This is a genomic window from Ruegeria sp. BG8, from assembly GCF_056538325.1.
Genome location: NZ_JBQFSZ010000002.1, coordinates 292,064 through 313,871 on the forward strand (window position 1 = coordinate 292,064; position 21,808 = coordinate 313,871).

The 21,808-nt window shown below is 58.0% G+C and carries 23 protein-coding genes; 12 read left to right on the top strand and 11 right to left on the bottom strand.

Translation table 11 applies throughout. From position 1 onward, the window contains the following. Nucleotides 1-28: 28 nt before the first annotated feature. From lspA to ACR0DG_RS06690, 4 genes are all read right to left on the bottom strand, one after another. Nucleotides 29-499 (bottom strand): signal peptidase II, encoded by a 471-nt coding sequence (gene lspA / locus ACR0DG_RS06675; RefSeq protein WP_480695544.1) that lies wholly within the window; start codon nucleotides 497-499, stop codon nucleotides 29-31. Continuing rightward, nucleotides 499-2,088: a bifunctional phosphoribosylaminoimidazolecarboxamide formyltransferase/IMP cyclohydrolase gene (gene purH / locus ACR0DG_RS06680; RefSeq protein ID WP_480695546.1), complete on the bottom strand. Its 1,590-nt coding sequence runs from the start codon at nucleotides 2,086-2,088 to the stop codon at nucleotides 499-501. The genes lspA and purH overlap by 1 nt, the downstream gene beginning before the upstream one ends. A 22-nt stretch (nucleotides 2,089-2,110) precedes the next feature. Beyond that, nucleotides 2,111-3,850: a heparinase II/III family protein gene (locus ACR0DG_RS06685; protein ID WP_480695548.1), complete on the bottom strand. Its 1,740-nt coding sequence runs from the start codon at nucleotides 3,848-3,850 to the stop codon at nucleotides 2,111-2,113. Nucleotides 3,851-3,939: 89 nt separating this feature from the next. Further along, a complete protein-coding gene (locus ACR0DG_RS06690; protein WP_480695550.1) occupies nucleotides 3,940-5,196 on the bottom strand; it encodes an RsmB/NOP family class I SAM-dependent RNA methyltransferase in 1,257 nt (418 codons plus the stop codon). Nucleotides 5,197-5,285: 89 nt separating this feature from the next. On the opposite strand from ACR0DG_RS06690, the gene ACR0DG_RS06695 reads away from it, so the two are divergent. Continuing rightward, nucleotides 5,286-5,468 (top strand): DUF1674 domain-containing protein, encoded by a 183-nt coding sequence (locus ACR0DG_RS06695; protein ID WP_480695552.1) that lies wholly within the window; start codon nucleotides 5,286-5,288, stop codon nucleotides 5,466-5,468. 3 nt (nucleotides 5,469-5,471) lie between these two features. On the opposite strand, the gene ACR0DG_RS06700 is transcribed toward ACR0DG_RS06695, so the two are convergent. Beyond that, the gene (locus tag ACR0DG_RS06700; RefSeq protein WP_480695554.1) at nucleotides 5,472-6,329 is read right to left on the bottom strand and encodes a LysR family transcriptional regulator; all 858 of its coding nucleotides are present in this window, start codon (nucleotides 6,327-6,329) and stop codon (nucleotides 5,472-5,474) included. Nucleotides 6,330-6,428: 99 nt separating this feature from the next. Here ACR0DG_RS06700 and tmpA point away from each other — a divergent pair, with 99 nt between their 5' ends. Genes tmpA through ACR0DG_RS06715 form a run of 3 tightly spaced genes read left to right on the top strand, consistent with a single transcriptional unit; the run spans nucleotide 6,429 to nucleotide 8,817 of the window. Continuing rightward, complete coding sequence (tmpA, locus tag ACR0DG_RS06705) at nucleotides 6,429-7,565, top strand: 2-trimethylaminoethylphosphonate dioxygenase (RefSeq protein ID WP_480695556.1); 1,137 nt, start codon at nucleotides 6,429-6,431, stop codon at nucleotides 7,563-7,565. Continuing rightward, on the top strand, nucleotides 7,562-8,152 hold the full coding sequence (gene tmpB, locus ACR0DG_RS06710; RefSeq protein WP_480695558.1) for a (R)-1-hydroxy-2-trimethylaminoethylphosphonate oxygenase: 591 nt from the start codon (nucleotides 7,562-7,564) through the stop codon (nucleotides 8,150-8,152). The genes tmpA and tmpB overlap by 4 nt, the downstream gene beginning before the upstream one ends. Beyond that, nucleotides 8,149-8,817, top strand: coding sequence for an ureidoglycolate lyase (locus tag ACR0DG_RS06715; protein WP_480695559.1), 669 nt, complete (start codon nucleotides 8,149-8,151; stop codon nucleotides 8,815-8,817). The genes tmpB and ACR0DG_RS06715 overlap by 4 nt, the downstream gene beginning before the upstream one ends. Here ACR0DG_RS06715 and ACR0DG_RS06720 read toward each other — a convergent pair. Both ACR0DG_RS06720 and dapB read right to left on the bottom strand, forming a co-directional pair. Next, nucleotides 8,804-9,487 carry a DUF2306 domain-containing protein gene (locus ACR0DG_RS06720; protein ID WP_480695561.1) on the bottom strand — a complete coding sequence of 228 codons (684 nt, stop codon included), beginning with the start codon at nucleotides 9,485-9,487 and terminating at the stop codon, nucleotides 8,804-8,806. The two genes, ACR0DG_RS06715 and ACR0DG_RS06720, sit on opposite strands and share 14 nt — an antisense overlap. A gap of 38 nt (nucleotides 9,488-9,525) precedes the next feature. After that, complete coding sequence (gene dapB / locus ACR0DG_RS06725) at nucleotides 9,526-10,335, bottom strand: 4-hydroxy-tetrahydrodipicolinate reductase (RefSeq protein WP_480695563.1); 810 nt, start codon at nucleotides 10,333-10,335, stop codon at nucleotides 9,526-9,528. 90 nt (nucleotides 10,336-10,425) lie between these two features. On the opposite strand from dapB, the gene rbfA reads away from it, so the two are divergent. From rbfA to truB, 3 genes are read left to right on the top strand one after another with little or no spacing between them, the layout of a single operon-like run. Beyond that, a complete protein-coding gene (rbfA, locus tag ACR0DG_RS06730) occupies nucleotides 10,426-10,821 on the top strand; it encodes a 30S ribosome-binding factor RbfA (protein WP_170379347.1) in 396 nt (131 codons plus the stop codon). After that, the gene (locus tag ACR0DG_RS06735) at nucleotides 10,818-11,561 is read left to right on the top strand and encodes a phosphodiester glycosidase family protein (protein WP_480695565.1); all 744 of its coding nucleotides are present in this window, start codon (nucleotides 10,818-10,820) and stop codon (nucleotides 11,559-11,561) included. Before rbfA ends, ACR0DG_RS06735 begins: the two co-directional genes overlap by 4 nt. 54 nt (nucleotides 11,562-11,615) lie before the next feature. Next, entirely contained in the window at nucleotides 11,616-12,521 is a 906-nt protein-coding gene (gene truB / locus ACR0DG_RS06740; RefSeq protein WP_480695567.1) for a tRNA pseudouridine(55) synthase TruB, read from the top strand. On the opposite strand, the gene ACR0DG_RS06745 is transcribed toward truB, so the two are convergent. Next, nucleotides 12,514-12,669 (bottom strand): hypothetical protein, encoded by a 156-nt coding sequence (locus tag ACR0DG_RS06745; RefSeq protein ID WP_480695570.1) that lies wholly within the window; start codon nucleotides 12,667-12,669, stop codon nucleotides 12,514-12,516. The two genes, truB and ACR0DG_RS06745, sit on opposite strands and share 8 nt — an antisense overlap. Before the next feature lie 96 nt (nucleotides 12,670-12,765). On the opposite strand from ACR0DG_RS06745, the gene ACR0DG_RS06750 reads away from it, so the two are divergent. The 3 genes from ACR0DG_RS06750 (at nucleotide 12,766) to rpsO (ending at nucleotide 14,792) form a co-directional block, all read left to right on the top strand. Beyond that, nucleotides 12,766-13,269, top strand: a complete 504-nt coding sequence (locus ACR0DG_RS06750; RefSeq protein ID WP_480695572.1) for a DUF1643 domain-containing protein — start codon at nucleotides 12,766-12,768, stop codon at nucleotides 13,267-13,269. A 94-nt stretch (nucleotides 13,270-13,363) separates the two neighbouring features. Next, on the top strand, nucleotides 13,364-14,377 hold the full coding sequence (locus ACR0DG_RS06755) for a calcium-binding protein (RefSeq protein WP_480695574.1): 1,014 nt from the start codon (nucleotides 13,364-13,366) through the stop codon (nucleotides 14,375-14,377). A 145-nt stretch (nucleotides 14,378-14,522) separates the two neighbouring features. After that, nucleotides 14,523-14,792: a 30S ribosomal protein S15 gene (gene rpsO / locus ACR0DG_RS06760; protein ID WP_170329634.1), complete on the top strand. Its 270-nt coding sequence runs from the start codon at nucleotides 14,523-14,525 to the stop codon at nucleotides 14,790-14,792. 109 nt (nucleotides 14,793-14,901) lie between these two features. Here rpsO and ACR0DG_RS06765 read toward each other — a convergent pair whose 3' ends face one another. The 3 genes from ACR0DG_RS06765 to ACR0DG_RS06775 all read right to left on the bottom strand — a co-directional run bounded on the left by ACR0DG_RS06765 (nucleotide 14,902) and on the right by ACR0DG_RS06775 (nucleotide 18,099). Beyond that, on the bottom strand, nucleotides 14,902-15,960 hold the full coding sequence (locus tag ACR0DG_RS06765; protein ID WP_480695576.1) for a hypothetical protein: 1,059 nt from the start codon (nucleotides 15,958-15,960) through the stop codon (nucleotides 14,902-14,904). Nucleotides 15,961-16,237: 277 nt separating this feature from the next. Further along, a complete protein-coding gene (locus ACR0DG_RS06770) occupies nucleotides 16,238-16,891 on the bottom strand; it encodes a DUF1826 domain-containing protein (RefSeq protein ID WP_480695578.1) in 654 nt (217 codons plus the stop codon). Next, entirely contained in the window at nucleotides 16,888-18,099 is a 1,212-nt protein-coding gene (locus ACR0DG_RS06775) for a GTP-binding protein (protein WP_480695580.1), read from the bottom strand. Before ACR0DG_RS06775 ends, ACR0DG_RS06770 begins: the two co-directional genes overlap by 4 nt. A 334-nt stretch (nucleotides 18,100-18,433) precedes the next feature. Here ACR0DG_RS06775 and ACR0DG_RS06780 point away from each other — a divergent pair, with 334 nt between their 5' ends. Beyond that, nucleotides 18,434-19,303, top strand: coding sequence for a hypothetical protein (locus ACR0DG_RS06780; protein WP_480695582.1), 870 nt, complete (start codon nucleotides 18,434-18,436; stop codon nucleotides 19,301-19,303). Between the two features lie 207 nt (nucleotides 19,304-19,510). Continuing rightward, nucleotides 19,511-21,658, top strand: a complete 2,148-nt coding sequence (gene pnp, locus ACR0DG_RS06785; RefSeq protein ID WP_480695584.1) for a polyribonucleotide nucleotidyltransferase — start codon at nucleotides 19,511-19,513, stop codon at nucleotides 21,656-21,658. The last annotated feature ends 150 nt before the right edge of the window (nucleotides 21,659-21,808 follow it).

Below are 21,808 nucleotides of genomic sequence, written 5' to 3' on the forward strand. Positions count from 1 at the left end.
GCGCTTTTATCGCATTTCAATTCGCGCGTCACGAGGGCTTTTTACCATCAAAGATCACGAGACCGATGGCCCCAGCGAAAATGAACACATCTGCAAGGTTGAAAACAAAAGGGTTGTTTATGCCACAGCAGGACATGTTCAGAAAATCCAGGACATATCCATAAAGCAGCCGGTCCAGAACGTTTCCAAGCGCACCGCCGATCAGCAGCCCACCGCAGAATAACATTATTTTTGACGGCGCGGATCGCACAAGCCAGATCATCACGCCTATCGCGATTGCCAGCGAGATTGCGATCAAAACCCAGCGCGCGGCGTCGCTATTACCCTGGAACAGGCCAAAGTTGATGCCCCGATTTTCACCGTATTTGAACACAAGCAAGGGTGGCAGCACATCAATATCGCCCTCGGCCACGCGCATGACGTGAACGACCAGAACCTTGCTGATCTGGTCGATCGCAAACGCCACAAGTGCGGCCCAGAGCAGAAGCCGATACCGCATCAGTGGCGGAAGTGGCGCATGCCGGTGAAGACCATGGCAAGCCCGGCCTCATCCGCAGCCGCGATCACCTCATCATCGCGCATCGAGCCGCCGGGTTGAATGACACAGGTCGCGCCCGCCTCGGCAGCCTCCATCAGACCATCGGGGAAGGGGAAGAATGCATCCGAGGCCACGGCTGAGCCGATGGTCAGAGGTTGCGGCAGCCCCAGCACGTCGGCCATGCGTTCGGCTTTCTTGGCCGCGATCAGGGCCGAATCCACGCGGCTCATTTGCCCTGCGCCCACGCCTACGGTCGCGCCGTCCTTGACGTAGACGATGGCGTTGGACTTGACGTGTTTCGCCACTTTCCACGCAAATAGCAGGTCGCGCATCTGTTCCTCGGTCGGGGCCTTTTTGGTCACAACCTTCAGGTCATCCATACCGACAAAGCCATTGTCCTTGTCCTGCACCAACAGGCCACCGGCCACCTGCCGGACGGTCTTGCCGCCTGCGGTCACATCCGGCAGCCCTTCGGTCGTCAGCAGGCGCAGGTTCTTCTTGGCGGCAAAGATCGCCTTGGCCTCATCCGAGGCACCGGGGGCAATCACCACCTCGGTGAAAATCCCGGTGATTTCCTGCGCGGTTTCCGCATCCAGCGGTTGGTTCAGAGCCACGATCCCACCAAAGGCCGAGGTCCGGTCGCAGTCGAACGCGGCCTTGTAAGCCTCAATCAGCGTGGCACCCGTCGCCACACCGCAGGGGTTGGCATGTTTGATAATGGCACAGGCGGCACCCTGTGCCGGGTCGAACTCGGCCACCAGTTCGAACGCTGCGTCGGTGTCGTTGATGTTGTTATAGCTGAGTTCCTTGCCCTGATGCTGCACGGCAGTCGCCACGCCGGGGCGGTTCGTACCATCTGTGTAGAACGCCGCCGTCTGATGGCTGTTCTCGCCATAGCGCAGGGTCTGTTTCAACTCACCGGCAAAGGCGCGGCGGCGCGGGGCCTCGGCGGACAGTGCATCTGCCATCCAGTTGGATACAGCACTGTCATAGGCCGCCGTGCGCGCATAGGCAGTCTGGGCCAGTTTCTGCCGGAACGCATAAGAGGTCTGACCGTCATTTGCCGCCAGTTCGGCCAGCAAGGCATCGTAATCCTCGACATCCACGACGACGTTTACAAAGGCGTGGTTCTTGGACGCGGCGCGGATCATCGCGGGGCCGCCAATGTCGATATTCTCGACGCACTCGTCATAGCCGGCACCTTTGGCCACGGTCGCCTCGAACGGGTAGAGGTTCACCACCAGCAGGTCGATCGCGCCAATGCCATGTTCATTCATCGCAGCCACATGGGTGTCATTGTCACGCAGCGCCAGCAGCCCGCCGTGCACCATCGGGTGCAGCGTTTTTACGCGGCCATCCATCATTTCGGGAAAGCCGGTGACCTCGCTTACGTCTTTGACCTCCAGCCCGGCATCACGCAGCGCGCGTGCCGTACCGCCGGTCGACAACAGCTCAACCTCGCGCTCGGCCAGTGCCTTGCCGAGGTCTATCAATCCGGTCTTGTCGGATACGGAAAGTAGCGCGCGGCGCACGGGGTGAAGGTCGGTCATGGGTCCAAAGGTCCTTTTGGCGTCAGTCGAAAACGGGCTCGTCCCGGTGCACATCGCGCACGGCATAGGCTGTATCCTGTGCCTTGCTCAACGTCCACCGAATGCGCGTCGCATACTCCATTGCGCGGCCAGATAGAACGATCTGTTTTGTCGCGCGGGGCTTCAGGCGACCCTTTTCAAGATAAACGCTTGGTTCAACGGACAATTTCGCAACGCCATCATGGCGGAAAACCCATATCTCGCCGCTTTTGAGGGCCATCGACACCGCGGCCCCGCCCAAATCCAGCGCTGCATCCACGTCCGGATGAAGGTGAAAGCGGACATCAAAACCGATGCCCTGCAGATTCGAGGCGTTCAGCGCCTTGTCGAACTGCCGTTTTGCCTTGTCATCGGCAGCGAGCAGAATATCTTCGCCAACCAGTTCGCGCCCGTCAAAGCGCAGCTCGAACGTACGCGCATGCGTCAGGCCAAAAACCTTGGCATAGCCGTCGTGACCCGCCATGAACCGGGTGCCGTCGAAAAACTCTTCGAATTCGTTCGGAACGTCTTTTGGCGCATCAACCAAAGCCTCGGTTCCGGTGCCTTCGTTGGGTGCGGTCAAACGTGCGCTGGAATAGCCATCCAGACATAACGTCGAATGCGACGGGGTTGCACGCCCGGCCCGACGCCATTCTGCCCCGAAGGTTTCACCTGAACCACAATTGACAATCAAAGGCCGCCGTCCGGACGTCAGCTCGAATGCCAGGGTCGAAGCGTGTGCGTTAAAGGATGTGGCCCCTTTGGGCGGGGCGCTGGCATCAATGATTACACTGGTTCGTGCCGCGTATAAGCGCGCGAAGCCCATCGACAATCCGGTGACGTGCTGGGGCCTGACTCCGCTTTGCGCCAAGGCCTGATCCAAACGGCCTTCGACGCCGCGACCACCCCCATGATACCGCGCCAACGCGCCATCCGCGTGCCGCAGGCACCGCAGGGTTGGAGCCATCCGCTTAATGGCATTGGATTGCGCACCGGGTGTCCCACGCCCCAGTTCACTGAGCGCCGCCGACGTCCAGGCCAGCAGGGTAAAGACCTCAAGCAATTCCTCTGGGTTTCGCGTTGGAATACCACCTTTTTGATCAATCTGCGTGTCACATTCGCGGGCCAGCGCACGCAGCGCCGGATCTGCCATATGCTCAAAACCATCCAGCGCCAAACCCGCCTGAACCAAGCCCGCCAAAGCCTCGAAACGGGGCAGCCCCGGCGTGGCTGCTTTCCACCGTTTGGACAGGAACCATGTCTGTTGAGCCAAAGCGCGAAAGAACTGCTGGCTTTGTTTCTCGTCCTGACCACGCAACAGAAAGGACGAGTGGTTGATCCAGCGCATAACGCGCCGACCTGTCAGATCCGGGGCCCACCCCGGGCCATGTCCACGCCCATGCGCCGCGATCCAGCCCCAAACCCAACGCTGCGCCTTTTCCCGGGCGCGCATATCACCCACGGCAGCCAGATCGTCCAGCCATGAAAACCCGTGCCGTTCATGATCAAAACCTGCGCTTGGCGCGGTGACATCCCAAAGCTCGGTATCCTGCGCTTCGACAAGAAAGCCTGCAAATAAAAGGTTTCCGGCGACCAGCTGTCGTCCGCGCGCAAAGGATCCGACAGTTCGCGGCTCGGGGTCGCCGACGAAACCGTTTACGGCCTTACGTCGTTGGCTGAGACGCGCGTAAAGACGGTTCTGAAACCGCGTCCACCGATTTGCCATGCTATCCGAATTCGACATGCCGCTCGTTACTCTGCCCCCTGCGCTCTGGTGGCGCATGTGCCCGACGATAAACCGCGTCGCGCGTCATGTCATCGAAAAGCGTAGCCTCAGGAAGATTTGTTCAGGCAAGCGATATAGAAGCCATCCATTCCGCCCAGATCCGCCCAGTAATCGGGCCGAAGCCGTAAGCCGCCTTCTGAGTTGATCCAGTCTTTTTCAACACCGTCCAAATCCAGTGCCGCGCGATCGACTTGCATGTCCGAATGCAGCTCCAGTGCGTCTTCGATCTGCACCTCGCCTTCGTCTGGCAGCAATGAGCATGTGCAATACACCATCCGCCCCCCCGGTTTCAGCAATTGCCACGCATGAGACAGCATCTGCGATTGCAGCGCGATCAGCTCACCAAATTCAGAACCGTCCTTGGCAAACGGCAAATCCGGGTGGCGTCGAATGGTACCCGTCGCCGAACAGGGCGCATCCAGCAAAACAGCATCATACTGGCCCTGATGCTCCAACGCGTCCCCAGCGATAACTTGGGCGTTCAATCCTGTTCTAGTCAGGTTTTCCTGCACGCGCTCCAGCCGCGTCTCGGATACATCCAATGCGGTGACCTGCGCTTTGGCCGCAGCCAGTTGCAGCGTCTTGCCACCCGGTGCTGCGCAGAGATCAAGGATCTTCTCTCCGGCTTTTGGCGCCAGAACTTGCACAGGCAATGCCGCAGCGGCGTCCTGCACCCACCAATCGCCGCGATCATAGCCGGGCAAAGCAGAGACCTGACCCGCGTCTCGCACCCGGTGCGAACCGGTCGGCAGCACCTCGCCTGGTCCGTCGGCCCCGGGTTTTAGCGAAAGATCCAATGCCGCGCCTTCAAAATGCGCCCGTTCCATACCCGCAACGGCATCCGCCCCCCAAGCCATGGTCAGAGGGTCACGTAACCACTCGGGCAGGCGTGGCACCCGCATCTTGGGCCATGCTTCGGGACCCTCTGCTGCAACCTTGCGCAGCACCGCGTTGACCAATCCCTTGAGACGACCATGTTTGCGCGAGCGTCCTACAATCTCGACCATGGAATTCACCACCCCATGCGCCGCCTCGCCATGGCACAGCTCGACAGCACCCAGTCGCAGCGCGTTGCGCACAGTCAGCGCCGGGGACTTGTTCAGATGGTTGTCCAGCAGGCGATCTGCCCGTTCCAATCCGCGCAGGGTTTCCAGCGTCAAACGCTGCGCACGCGCGCGGTCTTCGGGGTTCAGCCGCTCTAACGCACCGGCGGCAAGGCATTCGGATAACAGCCGCCCCTCGCCCAGAATCTGATCCAGCAGATATATCGCGCTGCGTCGTGCCGCTGTTGCATTGTCAGACATGGAACCGCCTTTGCTGTGACCCTCGCCCGCATTGCCAATCGCGGACGGGGGCGTATATCAAGCAGATGCACGGAAAGGAACCCAGTGTCATGACTGACGATCGCAAAGACCTGCCCCCTGCAGCACAGCGTGCTCTGGCCGAAGCCGAAGAACGTCGTCGCAAGGCCGCGGCCGAGGCGAAAGAGCTGCCCAAAGAGCTGGGTGGCCGAGACGGCCCTGACCCGGCCCGGTATGGTGATTGGGAAAAAAAGGGCATCGCAATCGACTTTTGACCCCTAAAACTCCCTGAGTGCTTGCAGGAAATCGCTAATAAGAGTGCGTTGCTTTTTGGATTTCGCCCGTTCTTCGGGCCATGTCAGCCAATAGCCGTCCTTTGTTTCCAATTCCGGCAAGTCCAGTCTTTCCAAACGCCCCGCGCGCAGATCGGCGCCCGCCAAAGGTACAGAACACAGCGCCACCCCCATGCCCTGTCGCGCGGCAGAAATAGCATGCTCCATCGAATCAAAGCTGATCTTTGACGGCAAAACCTCGGTTAACCCAACCTTTCGGGACCAGTCGCGCCAACCGGGTCTTTCCCCACGCAGATCAATGACCGCATCACCCCATTCGATCCCTGGGGCGGCCATCGGAACCAGAACTTCGGGCGCAATTAACTCTGCCTCACGTCCCGGCCACGCCCCTCGTCCATAACGGATTTGCAACCATGTCCGTTCTTCATCCAGCGACGACCTGCGGGCAACCGAATCTGTCAGAACTCGGACTTTCGGACGCATCTGCCGAAACCTTGTGATCGCAGGCACGACCAACGCGTGAATATTCGACGACAGCCCCGCCACCCGCAGTTCGCGCGGGGATTTCCCGAATAAATCCTCGGTGTTGCGCTCTAACGCCTGCAAACTGTCCTGCACAAGCGGCAGGTAGCTTTCACCTTCAACCGTCAAGGACACACCGCGCGCCTCGCGCACAAACAAGGATCGACCCAACCACGCCTCGAGGTTCCCGATACGCTGGCTGACCGCGGCCTGCGTTAAGCCGAATTCACGAGCAGCCGCTGAAAATCCGCCAAGACGACCGGCAGCCTCGAAAACACGCAACCAATCCAACGGGGGCAATCCGATCTTTTTCTTAGCCATAAGTAATTCCAAGCCTCAGTCGTAATAAGGATTAATTGTCGTAATGCCATGAACGGCGTATCAGCTCAATCAAAGCTCGCGCTGAACAGGAGATGCCCCATGCTGCGCCAAGCCACTTTTGATGCGTCCGTCTTGACGGTCGAATTCACCGACGGTTCCAGATCTCGCTTTCATGCCATTTGGTTGCGTGACAACGCGCTGGACCCAGAAACGCGCGCACCGGGCAACGGTCAGCGACTGATCACCATCGGCGATCTGCCCGAACAGGTCACGATCAGCGCGGTAGAGATCGTGGATGGCGATTTACAGATCACGTTCAAACCCGAGAACAAGACAGTCACCTTCCCCGCCCATTGGTTGGCCGCCCATCGGTACGACCACGACCACTCAACCGATTTCGGCCGCACGGCCCCCGGCATTACCACGTGGCAGAACGATATTGATGCGCCCAGCGCAGACTGGACTCGGGTGCAGACCGATCCTGCCGTCAAACGCGACTGGCTGGCGGCTGTGGCCGAATTTGGCTTTGCCAAATTGACCGGCGGCCCGAAAGAACCGGAGTCACTGCTGCAAGTGGCCGATCTGTTCGGCTATGTCCGCGAGACCAACTACGGCCCCTACTTCGAAGTCCGCACCGAGGTGAACCCAACCAACCTTGCTTATACGGGCCTGGGTTTACAGGCGCATACGGACAACCCCTATCGCGATCCGGTACCAACGCTGCAAATCCTATATTGCCTTGAAAACAGCGCAGAAGGGGGCGACTCGATCGTCGTCGATGGTTTCCGCGCGGCCGAACGCCTGCGCACGGATAACCCTGAAGGTTTTGCTTTGCTGGCAGGGTATCCGGCCCGTTTCGAATATAAAGGTTCAGATGGAGTTTGCCTGCGCTCAAGACGCCCGATGATCGAACTGTCGCCAGACGGCGAGTTGATCGCCATCCGTTTCAATAACCGGTCAACAGCGCCTCTGGTCGACATTCCGTTTGATAGGATGGAAGCCTACTATGCCGCCTACCGTCAGTTGGCGGCCTATATCGACGACCCTGAAATGGGTGTTTCCTTCAAGCTTGAGCCGGGCGAAAGCTTTATCGTCGACAACACCCGTGTGTTGCATGCAAGGCTGGGATACTCCGGTGCAGGATCGCGTTGGTTGCAGGGATGCTACGCTGACAAGGACGGCTTGCTGTCAACACTGGCAGCGATGGAGATGACCACACCGGAGGCCGCAGAATGAAGCCCGATTTCTCGACCCTGACCCGCGACAATATCGTGGCATTTATCGGTGATATCTTCGCGCGCCGCGGCGGTGAGGAATATCTGGGTGAGCCCGTCACCATGGCCGAACATATGCTGCAAGGGGCCACGATTGCCGAACAGAACGGCATGCCCGAAGAGATCATCGTGGGCGCGTTGCTTCACGATATCGGCCACTTCACGTCCGAGTTCGGCACCTATCACCCAGACGACACCGAGGACCGGCACCACGAAGATGCGGGGGCCGAGGTGCTGCAGCAATTCTTCCCCTCAGTCATTACCGATAGCTGCCGCTATCACGTTGCGGCCAAAAGGTATCTGTGTGCGACCAAGCCGGAATATTTCAATCGCTTGTCCGCCGCCTCGGTCCACACATTGGAATTGCAGGGTGGGCCCATGACCCCCGCAGAAGTGGCCGAGTTCGAATCCAATCCGAACCTCAAAGAGATCATTCAGGTCCGCTATCTGGACGAGGCAGGCAAGCGCCCGGATATGCAGACCCCTGACTTTACCCACTTTGCGCCCATGGTACAGCGCATGGTCAACAAGCATATGGGGGCCGCATGAACGCACCGGAGTACATCTTTGAAGCCAGCACCAAACCGTCTCTGCCCTGGCACGAGGTCCCGCTGATCCAAGCCACCGATGAGACGGTTAAAGGCTATGGCTGTCTGGTCGATGATCCCGAAGGGTTCGAGATCGAAATCACCCGCTGGCCGCAACAGGGCTGGCGGCCCATTGACGAGGGCACGGGGGATGAAGGCGGTTGGGTTGAGGGCACCTTTCATGGCGAGTGGAAGGGCGATGTGCTCTATGGTCGAAACGAAGCGGTTGGGGGTCACTACGTTCTGGGTTGGTCTACCGATCCGCAAAAGGCGCAGGCCGACCGGCAGACCGCTCCGCGTTATCAGGTGCTTTTGTGGCACATGAACTATCACCCGGATGGCGGGCAAATGTTCTGGCCGCTGGACAACAAGCCCTTCATCATTCCTGCCGCGTTGCCCGGCGACAACCTGACACCGGAAAAGGTGGTGGCGTTTTGGTGTGATGGCTCACGCGGTCTCTATATCCACCCCGGCATCTGGCACGAGGGGATTTTCCCGGTCCAGGACGAACAACGGTTTCTAGACCGCCAGGGCGCGGTTCACGCACGGGTCAGTGCCGATATCGGCAAGGAATTCGGAGTCTATCTCGCCTGCCCATTGCGCGCGGACAAGATCAAGGACGTTTAGGCAAAGCCCCGCCATGTGCCGATTTCTGGCGCATGATCCAGACCTGAACGGCCAGCAGATAGGGTACAAAGAACGCAAAATCCTGCACAAGGTCAAACGGGCCCGAGAAATCGGGCTCGGACCCCAGCCCGCCTGTCAGAAGATACCAAATCGTGTAGTGCACCCTGTACAGCCATGACCCAAGCGCCAGCCAAAACAGCCGAAGCCCCCACGCCCAATGACCCTCTCGGTTCCGGGTGCGCGCCCTGCGGGCCACCATCATTGCAGCGGTAAACAGGCAAAGACCATAAAGGAAAAAAGCGGCTGACATAACCGGCCCACCGATCGTGCCGCGCAGCGGAATATAGGTCATTCCCGCCAAACCGGTTATCAGTGCCAGCGTGACCAGCACTCTGCCCAGTAAACGATGGAAACCGGTAAATCTCCGCCGCAAGTTTGGTAGCAATTGCAAAGGGACAAGCGCAACCAACACGGTCCCGGCGAAAATATGCACCAGCATCGCCAAATTGCCGACGCGCTGCCCTTCTGCAAACAAATAGCTTTGCTGCGCCGCGTCTTCGGACAGCCCGACACCGATCATTGCAAAACCATGCACGACGAAAGGCAGCAGCGTCAGATAGAACACCACCAGCAGCAAGCCCAAAACTACGCGAGACTTCACGGTTCGCATAAGGTGACCCTAGCGCCTTTGGTCTCCGCGTCTATGTCTCAGAGGCCCAGCACATCCACCATGTCATATTGGCCGGGCGCTTTGCCCTGTCCCCACAGCGCAGCTTTCAATGCGCCGCGTGCAAAAATGGCGCGGTCAGTGGCCAGATGGCGCAGCACGATGCGTTCGCCAGGAGCGGCGAACAAAACGTCGTGTTCGCCCACGATGTCACCGCCGCGAATGGCGTGGAAGCCGATATCGCCGCGCTTGCGGGCGCCAGTGATACCGTCGCGGGCGCGATCGGACACGTCCGCCAGATTGACCCCGCGCCCTTCTGCAGCGGCTTCGCCCAGCATCAGGGCGGTGCCCGATGGCGCATCGACCTTGTGGTGGTGATGGCCTTCGATGACCTCGATATCGAAATCCTCGTCCAGCGCGGCAGCGACCTTTTTGGTCAGCTGCACCAGCAGGTTGACGCCAAGGCTCATGTTGCCCGCCCGCACGATGACCGCATGGCGCGCGGCAGGTTCCAGAGTCGCGATCTGCTCATCCGTCATACCGGTGGTTCCAATCACATGCACGCAGCGCGCTTGCGCCGCCAGCGCGGCGAATTCCAGCGTCGCTTCGGGCGCGGTGAAGTCTATCACGGCCTGCGCCTGCGCAAATGCCTCAAGCGGGTCATCGGTGACGGTGACGCCCAGCGCCTGACCGCCCATGGCCGTACCCACATCCTGACCGATCCAGTCATGACCCGTGCGTTCGACGACACCGACCAGACGCGCCTGATCGCTCTCAGTCACGGTTTTGATCAGCATCTGCCCCATACGGCCCGAAGCCCCTGTGATGACGATCCCCGGAATATGGGTCATGGCTTGCTTCCCTCATTGCAATCGGCTCAAAGCCTCCTACCCGGTTCGCGCCCGCTTGGCAAAGGTGGGATTTGGGCTTAGATCGAAGTCATGGCAAAGAACAAATTCCACGATGGCCCCGGCCCGTCCCAACGACAGCTGCGCGTCGGCGAACTGATCCGCCGCACCCTGTCCGAGGTTCTGGCGCGCGGAGATGTCCACGACCCCGACCTGAACCGCATGTCGATTACTGTAGGCGAAGTGCGTACCTCGCCCGATCTCAAGATCGCCACCGCCTATGTGCTGCCACTGGGCGGCAAGGGACAGGAAGACGTAATCGATCTGCTGGCCCGTAACAAGGGTGAGCTGCGGCGCATGATCGGCAAGAAGCTAAACCTGAAATTCTCGCCCGATCTGCGGTTCCGACTGGATGATACGTTCGACCGTCTGGACGACACCCGCCGCATGTTCGAACAGGACGCGGTGCGCCGCGATCTGGACGAGTGATCCGCACGCTGGCCACATTATGCGCGCTCCTCTGGGCCGCGCAGGCTGGCGCGGTGACCTGTGAAAAGGTCACACATGGGGACAAGCGCTATACCGTTTGCGAGGTGGACGCGGCCAATGAAGACCTGCGCCTGTTTCTGAACGACGAAAACGGTGCCCTTCTGGGGCATTTCTCGTCAGTGAATGAGGCGCTGGCCCCCGGCGGCGAACGTCTGGCCTTTGCTATGAACGCGGGCATGTATCACGACGACCGCTCGCCAGTGGGTCACTATGTCGAGGACGGGCAGGAGCAGATGCGCGTCATCGCCAACCCCGGCCCCGGCAATTTCGGCCTGCTGCCCAATGGCGTGTTCTGCATCCGCGACGGTCGCGCCGATGTATTCGAAACGCTCGACTATGTGGATCAGGCCCCCGACTGCCGCTTTGCCACCCAATCCGGCCCCATGCTGGTGATCGACGGAGAGCTGCACCCGCGCTTTCTGCCCGACTCGACCTCTCTTTTCGTGCGCAACGGGGTGGGTACCAGCGGTGATGGCACCCGCGCGGTGTTTGCGATCTCGGACGATTACGTTACCTTCCACGAATTCGGCAGCCTGTTTCGGGACGAGCTGAAAACACCCAATGCGCTGTTCTTCGACGGCAATATCTCACGCATGTATCACCGGGCCGGGGGACGCTCGGATATCGGGTTCTCGCTGGGGCCGATCGTGGGAGTGGTCGAAAGCGCACCCGTAAATTGACAGCGCCCATGTGATCCGCTACCCCGCGCGCCTTAGCATGAATCAAGGTGTGATATGGGACGCAAACGCAAAGGCCGCGACATTTCCGGTTGGCTGGTGGTGGACAAGCCTGCGGGCATGACCTCGACCTCTGTGGTCAACAAAGTGCGTTGGGCCATGGATGCGAAAAAGGCGGGCCATGCGGGCACTCTGGACCCCGAGGCAACCGGCGTTCTGGCCGTGGCTTTGGGTGAGGCGACCAAGACCGTTCCCTATATCACCGACGCTCTGAAGGCTTACACCTTCACCGTGCGTCTGGGTCAGGCCACCAATACCGACGATGCCGAGGGCGAGGTGATCGCCTCCAGCGATGCGCGTCCATCAGATGACGACATCAAACAGGCGCTGACCCCGTTTCTGGGCGACATCATGCAGGTGCCACCCAAGTTCTCGGCCGTGAAGATCGACGGCCAGCGCGCCTATAAACTGGCCCGCGACGGCGAGGATGTGGAACTGTCCGCCCGCCCCCTGTGGGTTGAGGAACTGATCCTTGTCGACCGCCCCGACGCCGATCACGTGGTGCTTGAGATGACCTGCGGCAAAGGCGGCTATGTCCGCTCCATCGCCCGCGATCTGGGCGCGGCGCTGGGATGCCACGGCCATGTGAAAGAGCTGCGTCGCATCTGGTCCGGCCCGTTCGAGGTCGAAGATGGGCTGAGCATCGAACAGATCGACGAGATGGCCAAAACCGAGGCATTGGACGACTACCTGCACCCGCTGGAAACCGGCCTCGCCGACCTGCCCGAGCTGAAATGCACCCCCGAAGGCGCCACCCGCCTGCGCAACGGCAATCCGGGTATGGTTCTGGCCAGCGACGTGGAATACGGCGACGAGGCTTGGGCCTCACTGGACGGCAAAGCTGTGGCCGTGGGCATCTATAAATCCGGCGAACTGCACCCCAGCCGGGTGTTCGTCACCTAGAAGACCTGCGCTTTCCTTTGGTTTCGTCCTGAGACAGCACAGAAGCTGCTAAAGACTTGATTTCCCTTTGCGTCGGCTTCTTTTTGCCCGAAAGCACTTTTGAAGCCAAAGTTGAAGTTTTGTTGCCCGATTGCTTTTTCGCTGGCATGTCAGTCTCCTATGGAATCACTAAATCCACATTGGCACAAAACGAGAACACAATCCACATATAGTGGTATCAAAATGAGAATTGGATAAACTTAGTATGATCACCCGAACGCATACCAAGGGCGACGCGCCCTCGACCGCCGTCTATTCCGATTGCGAAAAGTATCGCTATAGCCTGACCCGGGTCTGGGACCCGGACGGGCGCAAGGCGCTGTTTGTGATGCTGAACCCTTCGACCGCGACCGAGGTTCAGAATGACCCCACGGTCGAACGCTGCGAACGCCGTGCACGGGCGCTGGGGTTTGGTGCGTTTCAGGTGACGAATATCTTTGCGTGGCGCGACACCGACCCGCGCAAGATGCGCGCCGCCACCGATCCGGTGGGCCCGGCTAATGACGCGGCTATTCTCGAGGGCGTTCAATGGGCCGATCAGGTCATCGCCGCATGGGGCACCCACGGCGCACATCTGGACCGAGGGCCTGCGGTTGAAACCCTGTTGCGGGGCACCAGGCAGCCTTTGTTCCATCTGGGGCTGACCCAGGCCGGTCACCCCAAACATCCGCTTTACATATCCTACACCCAACAGCCAGAGCCGTGGTGACCAAAGGTTAACCAAGAGCCCAACCTGGCTTTGACCAACCGCTTGACCAAATGAGATAAATCACCCTCAACGCCGTGCGCATTGGGAGGGTTAGATGTTTCTGATCGGATTGTTCAGCCTCGTGGCCGTTGGAGGTACAGCTTACGCCATAAGCGATCTTTTTGAGCTGAGCGAAGAGCCGGAAGACGATGAGATCGTCGAAGATGAGGTCGAAGAGACATCACATGGGAATCTGCTTGAAATCAGCGAAAACCCTCCTGATCCCGAAGAAACCAAGGCTTCAACCGGCACTGTGATTTCAGAGTTTGATGGCGACCTGATTGTCGCTGGCAGCGACGGCGAGGATATCCTGACCGGTCACGACGGGAATGATCAGATCAACGGGTATGACGATGACGATACGGTCTTCGGCGGTATGGGGGACGACTCCATTTATGGCGGTACAGGTGACGACACACTGATCGGGGGCCAAGGCGATGACACTTTGCACGGCGAGGATGGCGATGACCTACTGAGCGGAGGCGAAGGCGAGGACGCGCTGTACGGTCACTTCGGTGCCGACAACCTGCAAGGCGGTGACGGCGATGATGTGCTCTACGGCGGGCAAGACGACGACACCTTGGCGGGCGAGGCCGGAGATGACGCGCTGCATGGTGGCTTTGGCGACGATCACCTTTCCGGCGGCGCGGGACAGGATACGCTGTTTGGTGGCGACGGTGACGATGTGCTGACCGGGCAAGACGGTGAAAATGGTGACGAAGTGGATTTCCTGAACGGCGGCGCAGGTGACGATACCATTCTGGCCGAGGGCGGAGATATCGTGACTGGCGGTGCAGGCGATGACCGCATTGCTGTCTCGGCAGAGGCGGATGATGAGGCCGTCACCGTGATGGACTTTCAACCCGGGCAAGACAAACTGATGATCGCTTGGGAAGGCGAAGATGAAGCCGACATTCAGATCGAAGCGGATGCCGAGAATGATAACCTGACAAATGTTTTGGTTGATGGCCAGACTGTCGCGCAGTTACTCGGGGCCGAAGGGCTGACGGCCGAAGACATTCAATTGATTGCCCAAAGCGATCTGGCCCAGTTATCTGGGTTGGGCTGACCGCGGCAGATTCCTTTTGCCATTCCAGAAAAAAGCGCCTATACGCGCCCATCCGCATCGGAATCGGTGCGTTTTTCTCCATGGGCCTGTGCTGGACGACATCCCGGCCTGCGCCATCACCTCTAACCTTGTAAAGGAGACCCCGATGTCGATCACTGCTGCTGAAAAGGCACGCGTCATGCAAGAATTCGCAACCAAAGAAGGCGACACCGGTTCGCCTGAAGTTCAGGTTGCCATCCTGACCTCGCGCATCAACACCCTGACCGAGCACTTCAAGACCCACAAAAAAGACAATCACGGTCGTCGCGGTCTGCTGAAAATGGTCGCCCAGCGCCGTAAGCTGCTGGACTACCTGAAAGGCAAAGAAGAAGCGCGTTATCAGGACCTGATCAAAAAGCTGGGCATCCGCCGCTAATCGCTTTTTGCGTTCCGAATGAACCCGGTCTGATCCGGTGAAACGCCCGCCGCTTGGTGGGCGTTTTCATTTCATCAGGCGCGCCTCGCCACGTTCTTAGCCGTCAGGACTAACAGGGCAGATTGGGGAAACGGCCAAACCGCGTCAGGGGTCTTCCGTCGTTTCGGAATAAGTCGAACATGTAAGCGGTCCGGTTTTCCTGAAATGCCAGCAAGGCGGCACGCTCGTCCGAACCGCAGATTACCGGACGGATATGTCGGTAGAGATGGAGATCTGCCCCAAAGGTCGACTCATCGCGTATCCGAACCATCTCGGCCGTGTTACGCGCACTGAAGGTGAAATTGATTATGCCGTCCCGAAGCTCGACCCCATCAAAACGCGAAACTCGGTGTGGAATAATCTGTTCAAGGCTGGCTTCAATACGCTTGTGAGCCCGTTCTATGGCTTGATCATGCGCAGCATCGTCCAACAGCCAGGTTTGCATCAGCCGGTATTGATTCAATCGCGCAGCGTCCTCACGCACAGGGACTGACGCACGCGACCAGCTTTCATTGGCACCGCCAACCTCAACAATGGTGTCTTCGGACAATTCAAAAGCGAAAACTTCAACCTGCTCCGGCGTCTCATTCACAACAAAGAGACAGGCCATGAAACGATCCCCGGGTTGGGCAATCTCAGTCGACCAGATGCGCATCTCGGCTATACATCGTTCGCGCGGAATATCGATCGGTTGATGATTAGGGCTGGCCCAGATTACCCCGATCACAGCGGGGCTCGCACCAGAAATGTCGTAGACTCGCGGCGCATCGGGCTTTTGCTCATCCAGAAAGCGACACACGATGTATTCTTTGAATCCCGTTCGATATCGAACGCTGGGCGCAAGGTTTTCGGTCCCGACCGTCTGCAGACAGGAATTCCCCAAAACAGGTGTGACTTGCGGATTGTTGGCAATGTCCGGTCTCCAGTTGGCCAACCACAATGGGCCAAGGCCATCAAAAAACATGGTGTAGTCACCCGGGTAGTGCACATCATAGACAGTCTCGCGCCCCTCGGGATCGGCAAACCTAAGCGTTGCGTCAAGCTGACCTGCAAAAGTGTATCTGTCTATTAGAGCGATGCTCGAGTCTGTCTTAACACTGTGCACTGCTTCGGCAGAACGACCGATCACACCAGACCCTAAACGCTGGAAGCTATGATAAAATTGAACAAACGACAGTGTGCCTGACAAAAAAAGATAAGAAATCCCGAACAGTACAAGCGGTAAAAGAAATTGAAAAATGGTTGAAATACGCATGTCTTGCAGCTTGCCGAATTTACCTAGTCGGTTTCAACAAACCAGTTTTTCTGCATTCGAAAGTGTGTCTAACACGCATTAGTTGCAACGCGTGCTAAGTCTCACGCTTTGCTTATTAGATCAGAGCATCCATTCTTGGACGAAAAAGTGCTCAATTCATGTAAATTGAATCTGGCTCGCCTTCGGGATCCAGAACCGGGTCCAGCACCAGCACAAGACGCGTTTCCCCCGTTCCTTCGATTGGCGGAGAACGGTGCAGCAAACCCGATGCCGGATGCTCGGGCCAGAGTGTGCCGCGCAGTAAGATCGGTGAACCGGTTGGAACGGTAAATACCCGAATTGGATCAGTACCGCTCGTCGAAATGCCATATTGGGTCCCAGTCCCTCGATACGTGCAAACGAGACGCGCAGTTACCGCGTCGATGTGGAACCGGCGGCAGGCGTTGGTTTCGACCACATCCAAGCGCAAGCGTAGCCACTTGGTCCGCATGAGACCCGAGAAAAGGCCCGACAGAGACGCAATATCAAACACGAGACGGTCGCGTTCAGCGCAATCCGGTATTCCCGATGCCTCGCAGACAGAATGAGCCACATCACGCGCCGCTTCGGAGCGTAGGATCACGCGCGTTTTAGGCAATTGCTGAGGATCTAGCCCGTCCAACCAAGACTGAAACCCCGGTAAAGGATTCCGTCTCCAGATCGCGGCTGCACAACCCGGTTGATGAATGACGTTTAAACCATTGGGAGTCTCAGAAACGCCAACGCCAATCGCCGCGTCGGTTATGGCTTCGCGCACGAACTTCATGCTACAGCCTCCGCGCGCCGCCAGTTGGGGAAAGGGTCAGGAAGGTGCGGTAAGTCTTCAGGACCGGACGCAACACTCTCGGGCAGAAGGGCCGCGTCCAGACGGTTTTTGAGCGAAGGCCAGTCAATGCCACTGCCGATGAATACGATCTCCTGACGCCGATCGCCCCAAGGCTCCTGCCAATGGGCTTGCATATAAGCCTGGGCGCTTTGGTGGGTTGGGCGGCGCTCTTCTGGGAAAGTGGCCCACCATGTGCCAAGTGGCTGCACTGACGACAAAGCACCGGCCAAAGAAAACTCGGCCACCCAATCAGGGCGCGTCGCAATCCAGAAATGCCCCTTGGCCCGTATCACCCCGGGCAAGTCGCCATTCAGAACCTCCATGATCCGTTCTGGTACAAACGGCTGTCGTGCACGGTAGACAAAACTGGAAACGCCGTATTCTTCAGTTTCGGGGACGTGATCGGCAAAGCCGTAAAGCTCTTTCGCCCACATCGGATGTTCATGAGCCTTTTCAAAGTCGAACAGGCCCGTATCCAAAATTTCTGCCGCTGATACATCAGAGTGATTGGTTTCAATGATCCGCGCATCGGCGTTAAGGCTACGAATGATTTTTCGCGCGGCCTCTACGCGCGTGGAACCAGCATCCGCAACCTTGTTCAGAATGACAACATCAGCAAACTCGATCTGATCCGTCAGTAGATGCACCAAGGTTCGTTCGTCTTCTTCACCCAGCGTTTCGCCTCTATCCTTCAGGAAATCATGGCTGGAATAGTCTTCCAACAAATTCACCGCATCCACTACCGTAACCATCGTATCAAGGCGCGACACGTCCGAGAGGCTCAGCCCGTCTTCGTCACGAAAATCAAAGGTTGCCGCCACTGGAAGCGGCTCGGAAATACCGGTGGACTCGATCAGCAAATAGTCAAAGCGTTTCTCTCCTGCCAGACGGCGCACTTCGTCCAACAAGTCATCCCTCAGGGTGCAGCAAATGCAACCATTAGACATCTCCACAAGCGTCTCATCCGTTCGCGACAACTCGGTGTCCGCCCGCACCAGATCAGCGTCAATATTCACCTCAGACATGTCGTTTACGATTACGGCGACCCGACGCCCATCGCGGTTGTTCAATACCCTGTTCAGAAGCGTTGTCTTACCTGCACCAAGAAAGCCGGACAGAACAGTTACTGGAAGGCGGGTGTCAGTCATTTAAGGGCTCCGTGATGTAGATGTGCGGCTCGGCAAACGATGCGACGTCGAATGGGTTATAACCTAGCTTGCCTCAAAGTTGTTATGTTATCACATAATAATTAGCAAGGAGCTTTTCGCTGATATCGTTTCGTTCAGTTCAGCAAAATCGCAGCAGACACTGCGACAGTTCAGACTCACCGGGTTTGCATCACCGCTATTTCTTGCAACATTTTCTCGCAAGGGTAGAGTGAACTTGGAAATCTCCGCGCTTAGAGCAACGGCATTTTCAGTGATTTTAATTGGTTTGGCGTTCTAACACCCAGAAGAATGCTATTGTTAAAAGGTACTTCCTATGAAGCTCATCTTCCAGTCATTGGTTCTTTCAGTCGGTGTGGCGGTACGCATGATCTTCCCGGTGCTTATCATCTTCGCTTTGTGTATTCCCGTCTGGAGTGTTCTGGGAATCGTGTCCCTCGGGCTTTCCGAATACATCAGCGAGGGCGTCACAACCGCTTTTATCAGCATGGTTGGCATTCGCGCCGCTTTGGCTTTGACCGGCGACCGGCATCGTACAGACTTCAAGAACCTGATCGCCTTCGCGATTCTATATGGCTTGTTTTTCATCGCCGTTCTCGCTGTAATGAATGTGATCACAAGCTATGCAGCAGTCGGGTTTGCACTATGGAAAATCGGCGAGCCCCTGTCATTGTCAGCGCTTCAGTCTGTCACCGAAGATGAACTTTTCGCCTTTGGCATCTACACGCTGCTTGGCAAGATCGTTGTCTCTACGATTACCGTATCAGTGGTCTACGCGCTGATGGCTGTTCCATTGGCAAACGCAGCCCGAGCCGCCGGGCATGGTTTTGTCAGTCCGGGATTCTTCAATGGTTTCGGACGTAGTTTCATCCCTCTGTTCTGCGTCTTCTTCTTGTCTATCTTTCCGATATTCTACTTTGAGCTATTATCCGTCCTATACGCGCTGTTTCCCCTGATCTTGTCCGTTATTTTGTTCATTTTCACTCAAACCCTGCCGGCGTTTGATCTTGATTTCATTCTGACGGGGGTCGCGTCGCTGGCGGCACTGCTCTGGCTTAACGCTTGGATCTGGTCGATAACGGCTTTGGCTCTATTGAAATTCGACGATAAAAATGCCCAACGTTCGCGCAGAGCGGACAGATCGACGGATGTTCAAGCTCTGCGGAAATCGCGTCAACGATATTAAGCGGGCTTTGCTTATTTATGGCGGACCACTGCCCCGGTGCGGTTTCGCTTTCCTTTGGCCGCAATCTCATGTATCCGCGCGGGTATCTGAGACGTTGTGCCCTGACCCCGGCACTCGAATGGAAGATAAATGGGGTCGGCGGCAATGGGGCCGCCATGCAAACCGGAGACCCGCAGGGGCGGGAGTGCTCCGTTCTAGGATACGCATATGTTTGATGTAACAAAGAAATCGATTCAGTGGGGCGAAGAGACGCTGACACTGGAAACCGGCAAGGTTGCCCGTCAGGCGGACGGCACCGTGATTGCCACGCTGGGCGAAACCAGCGTCATGGCCAACGTGACCTTTGCCAAGCAACAAAAGCCCGGTCAGGATTTTTTCCCGCTGACCGTCCACTACCAAGAGAAATACTATGCCGCCGGTAAAGTTCCGGGTGGCTTCTTCAAGCGCGAGGCGCGTCCGACCGAGAAAGAGACGCTGACCGCGCGTCTGATCGACCGCCCGATCCGCCCGCTGTTCGTCGATGGCTTCAAAAACGAAGTTCTGGTCATGTGCACCGTGCTGTCCCACGATCTGGTCAACGACCCTGACATCGTTGCAATGATCGCGGCATCCGCTGCTCTGACCATTTCCGGCGCGCCCTTCATGGGTCCGATCGCCGGTGCCCGTGTTGGTTTCGTGGATGGCGAATACGTCCTGAACCCGACCGTGGACGACATGCAGGACCTGCGCCTGAACCCCGAACAGCGTCTGGATCTGGTTGTTGCAGGTACCAAAGACGCCGTGATGATGGTGGAATCCGAAGCCTACGAACTGTCCGAGGCGGAAATGCTGGGCGCCGTGACCTTCGCGCACGAACAGATTCAGCCGGTCATCGACCTGATCATCAGCTTGGCCGAAGAAACCGCAAAAGAGCCGTTTGAGTTCGTCGCACCCGACTACTCGGAACTTTACGCCGCTGTTTCCGCAGCCGGTGAAGAGCAGATGCGCGCCGCCTTTGCGATCACAGACAAGCAAGAGCGCACCGCTGCTGTTGCCGCGGCCCGCGAAGCGATCAAAGAAGCGCTGACCGAGGAACAGCTGGAAGACGGCAACCTGGGTTCGGCGATGAAAAAGCTGGAAGCCGGCATTCTGCGCGGTGACGTCGTCAAAGGCGGCAAGCGTATCGACGGTCGTTCGACCACCGATGTTCGCGCGATTGAGGCGGAAACCTCGCTGCTGCCGCGCACGCACGGTTCCGCCCTGTTCACCCGTGGTGAAACGCAGGCGCTGGCCGTGACCACGCTGGGCACCGGCGACGATGAGCAGTTCATCGACGCATTGCATGGCAACTTCAAATCGAACTTCCTGCTGCACTACAACTTCCCTCCGTATTCGGTTGGTGAAGTAGGCCGCGTGGGTTCGCCCGGTCGCCGCGAGATCGGCCACGGCAAGCTGGCATGGCGCGCGCTGCAGGCGGTTCTGCCTGCGCCGACTGACTTCCCCTACACCGTTCGCGTGGTGTCGGAGATCACGGAATCCAACGGTTCCTCCTCGATGGCTTCTGTCTGCGGCGGTTCGCTGTCGATGATGGATGCGGGTGTTCCTCTGAAAGCGCCGGTTGCCGGTGTGGCCATGGGTCTGATCCTGGAAGATGACGGCGAATACGCTGTTCTGACCGACATCCTGGGTGATGAAGACCACCTGGGCGACATGGACTTCAAAGTGGCGGGTACCGAGAACGGCATCACCTCGCTGCAGATGGACATCAAGGTCGCAGGCATCACGCCGCAGATCATGGAGACCGCTCTGGCGCAGGCCAAAGAGGGCCGGATGCACATTCTGGGCGAGATGGGCAAAGCCCTGTCCGAGACCAACGAATTCTCGGTCCACGCCCCGCGCATCGAGACCATGAACATCCCGACCGACAAGATCCGCGAAGTGATCGGTTCAGGCGGTAAGGTCATCCGCGAAATCGTTGAGGTTTCGGGTGCCAAGGTCGACATCAACGACGACGGCGTCATCAAGATCGCCTCGCCGGACGGAGAGTCGATCCAGAAGGCATATGACATGATCTATTCGATCGTGGCCGAGCCGGAAGAAGGTCAGATCTACACCGGCAAAGTGGTCAAGATCGTCGATTTCGGTGCCTTCGTGAACTTCTTTGGCAAGCGCGACGGCCTGGTCCACGTGTCCCAGATCGAAAACCGCCGCCTGAACCATCCGTCGGATGTTCTGAAAGAAGGTCAGGAAGTAAAGGTCAAGCTGCTGGGCTTTGACGACCGCGGCAAGGTCCGCCTGTCGATGAAAGTTGTCGATCAGGAAACCGGCGAAGAGATCGTTCCCGAGAAGAAAGAAAAGAAAGAAGACGCAGAGTAGTCTGTGCTTCCAACTAAACTAAGAAAGACCCCGGTTTTTGCCGGGGTCTTTTTTTGTTTCGCGTTCCTAAAAAGCGTTGCGGGTCGATTCTGCCTGGAATGTTGCGCCCAAAGAACGACGTGCAGAGCACTCATGTTTCCCGACCTGATT

Bases quoted from the DNA above. Each gene is read 5' to 3' on its own strand.
- lspA (WP_480695544.1), bottom strand. From the start codon at position 499: ATGCGGTATCGGCTTCTGCTCTGGGCCGCACTTGTGGCGTTTGCGATC.
- purH (WP_480695546.1), bottom strand. From the start codon at position 2,088: ATGACCGACCTTCACCCCGTGCGCCGCGCGCTACTTTCCGTATCCGAC.
- ACR0DG_RS06685 (WP_480695548.1), bottom strand. From the start codon at position 3,850: ATGTCGAATTCGGATAGCATGGCAAATCGGTGGACGCGGTTTCAGAAC.
- ACR0DG_RS06690 (WP_480695550.1), bottom strand. From the start codon at position 5,196: ATGTCTGACAATGCAACAGCGGCACGACGCAGCGCGATATATCTGCTG.
- ACR0DG_RS06695 (WP_480695552.1), top strand. From the start codon at position 5,286: ATGACTGACGATCGCAAAGACCTGCCCCCTGCAGCACAGCGTGCTCTG.
- ACR0DG_RS06700 (WP_480695554.1), bottom strand. From the start codon at position 6,329: ATGGCTAAGAAAAAGATCGGATTGCCCCCGTTGGATTGGTTGCGTGTT.
- tmpA (WP_480695556.1), top strand. From the start codon at position 6,429: ATGCTGCGCCAAGCCACTTTTGATGCGTCCGTCTTGACGGTCGAATTC.
- tmpB (WP_480695558.1), top strand. From the start codon at position 7,562: ATGAAGCCCGATTTCTCGACCCTGACCCGCGACAATATCGTGGCATTT.
- ACR0DG_RS06715 (WP_480695559.1), top strand. From the start codon at position 8,149: ATGAACGCACCGGAGTACATCTTTGAAGCCAGCACCAAACCGTCTCTG.
- ACR0DG_RS06720 (WP_480695561.1), bottom strand. From the start codon at position 9,487: ATGCGAACCGTGAAGTCTCGCGTAGTTTTGGGCTTGCTGCTGGTGGTG.
- dapB (WP_480695563.1), bottom strand. From the start codon at position 10,335: ATGACCCATATTCCGGGGATCGTCATCACAGGGGCTTCGGGCCGTATG.
- rbfA (WP_170379347.1), top strand. From the start codon at position 10,426: ATGGCAAAGAACAAATTCCACGATGGCCCCGGCCCGTCCCAACGACAG.
- truB (WP_480695567.1), top strand. From the start codon at position 11,616: ATGGGACGCAAACGCAAAGGCCGCGACATTTCCGGTTGGCTGGTGGTG.
- ACR0DG_RS06745 (WP_480695570.1), bottom strand. From the start codon at position 12,669: ATGCCAGCGAAAAAGCAATCGGGCAACAAAACTTCAACTTTGGCTTCA.
- ACR0DG_RS06750 (WP_480695572.1), top strand. From the start codon at position 12,766: ATGATCACCCGAACGCATACCAAGGGCGACGCGCCCTCGACCGCCGTC.
- ACR0DG_RS06755 (WP_480695574.1), top strand. From the start codon at position 13,364: ATGTTTCTGATCGGATTGTTCAGCCTCGTGGCCGTTGGAGGTACAGCT.
- rpsO (WP_170329634.1), top strand. From the start codon at position 14,523: ATGTCGATCACTGCTGCTGAAAAGGCACGCGTCATGCAAGAATTCGCA.
- ACR0DG_RS06770 (WP_480695578.1), bottom strand. From the start codon at position 16,891: ATGAAGTTCGTGCGCGAAGCCATAACCGACGCGGCGATTGGCGTTGGC.
- ACR0DG_RS06775 (WP_480695580.1), bottom strand. From the start codon at position 18,099: ATGACTGACACCCGCCTTCCAGTAACTGTTCTGTCCGGCTTTCTTGGT.
- ACR0DG_RS06780 (WP_480695582.1), top strand. From the start codon at position 18,434: ATGAAGCTCATCTTCCAGTCATTGGTTCTTTCAGTCGGTGTGGCGGTA.
- pnp (WP_480695584.1), top strand. From the start codon at position 19,511: ATGTTTGATGTAACAAAGAAATCGATTCAGTGGGGCGAAGAGACGCTG.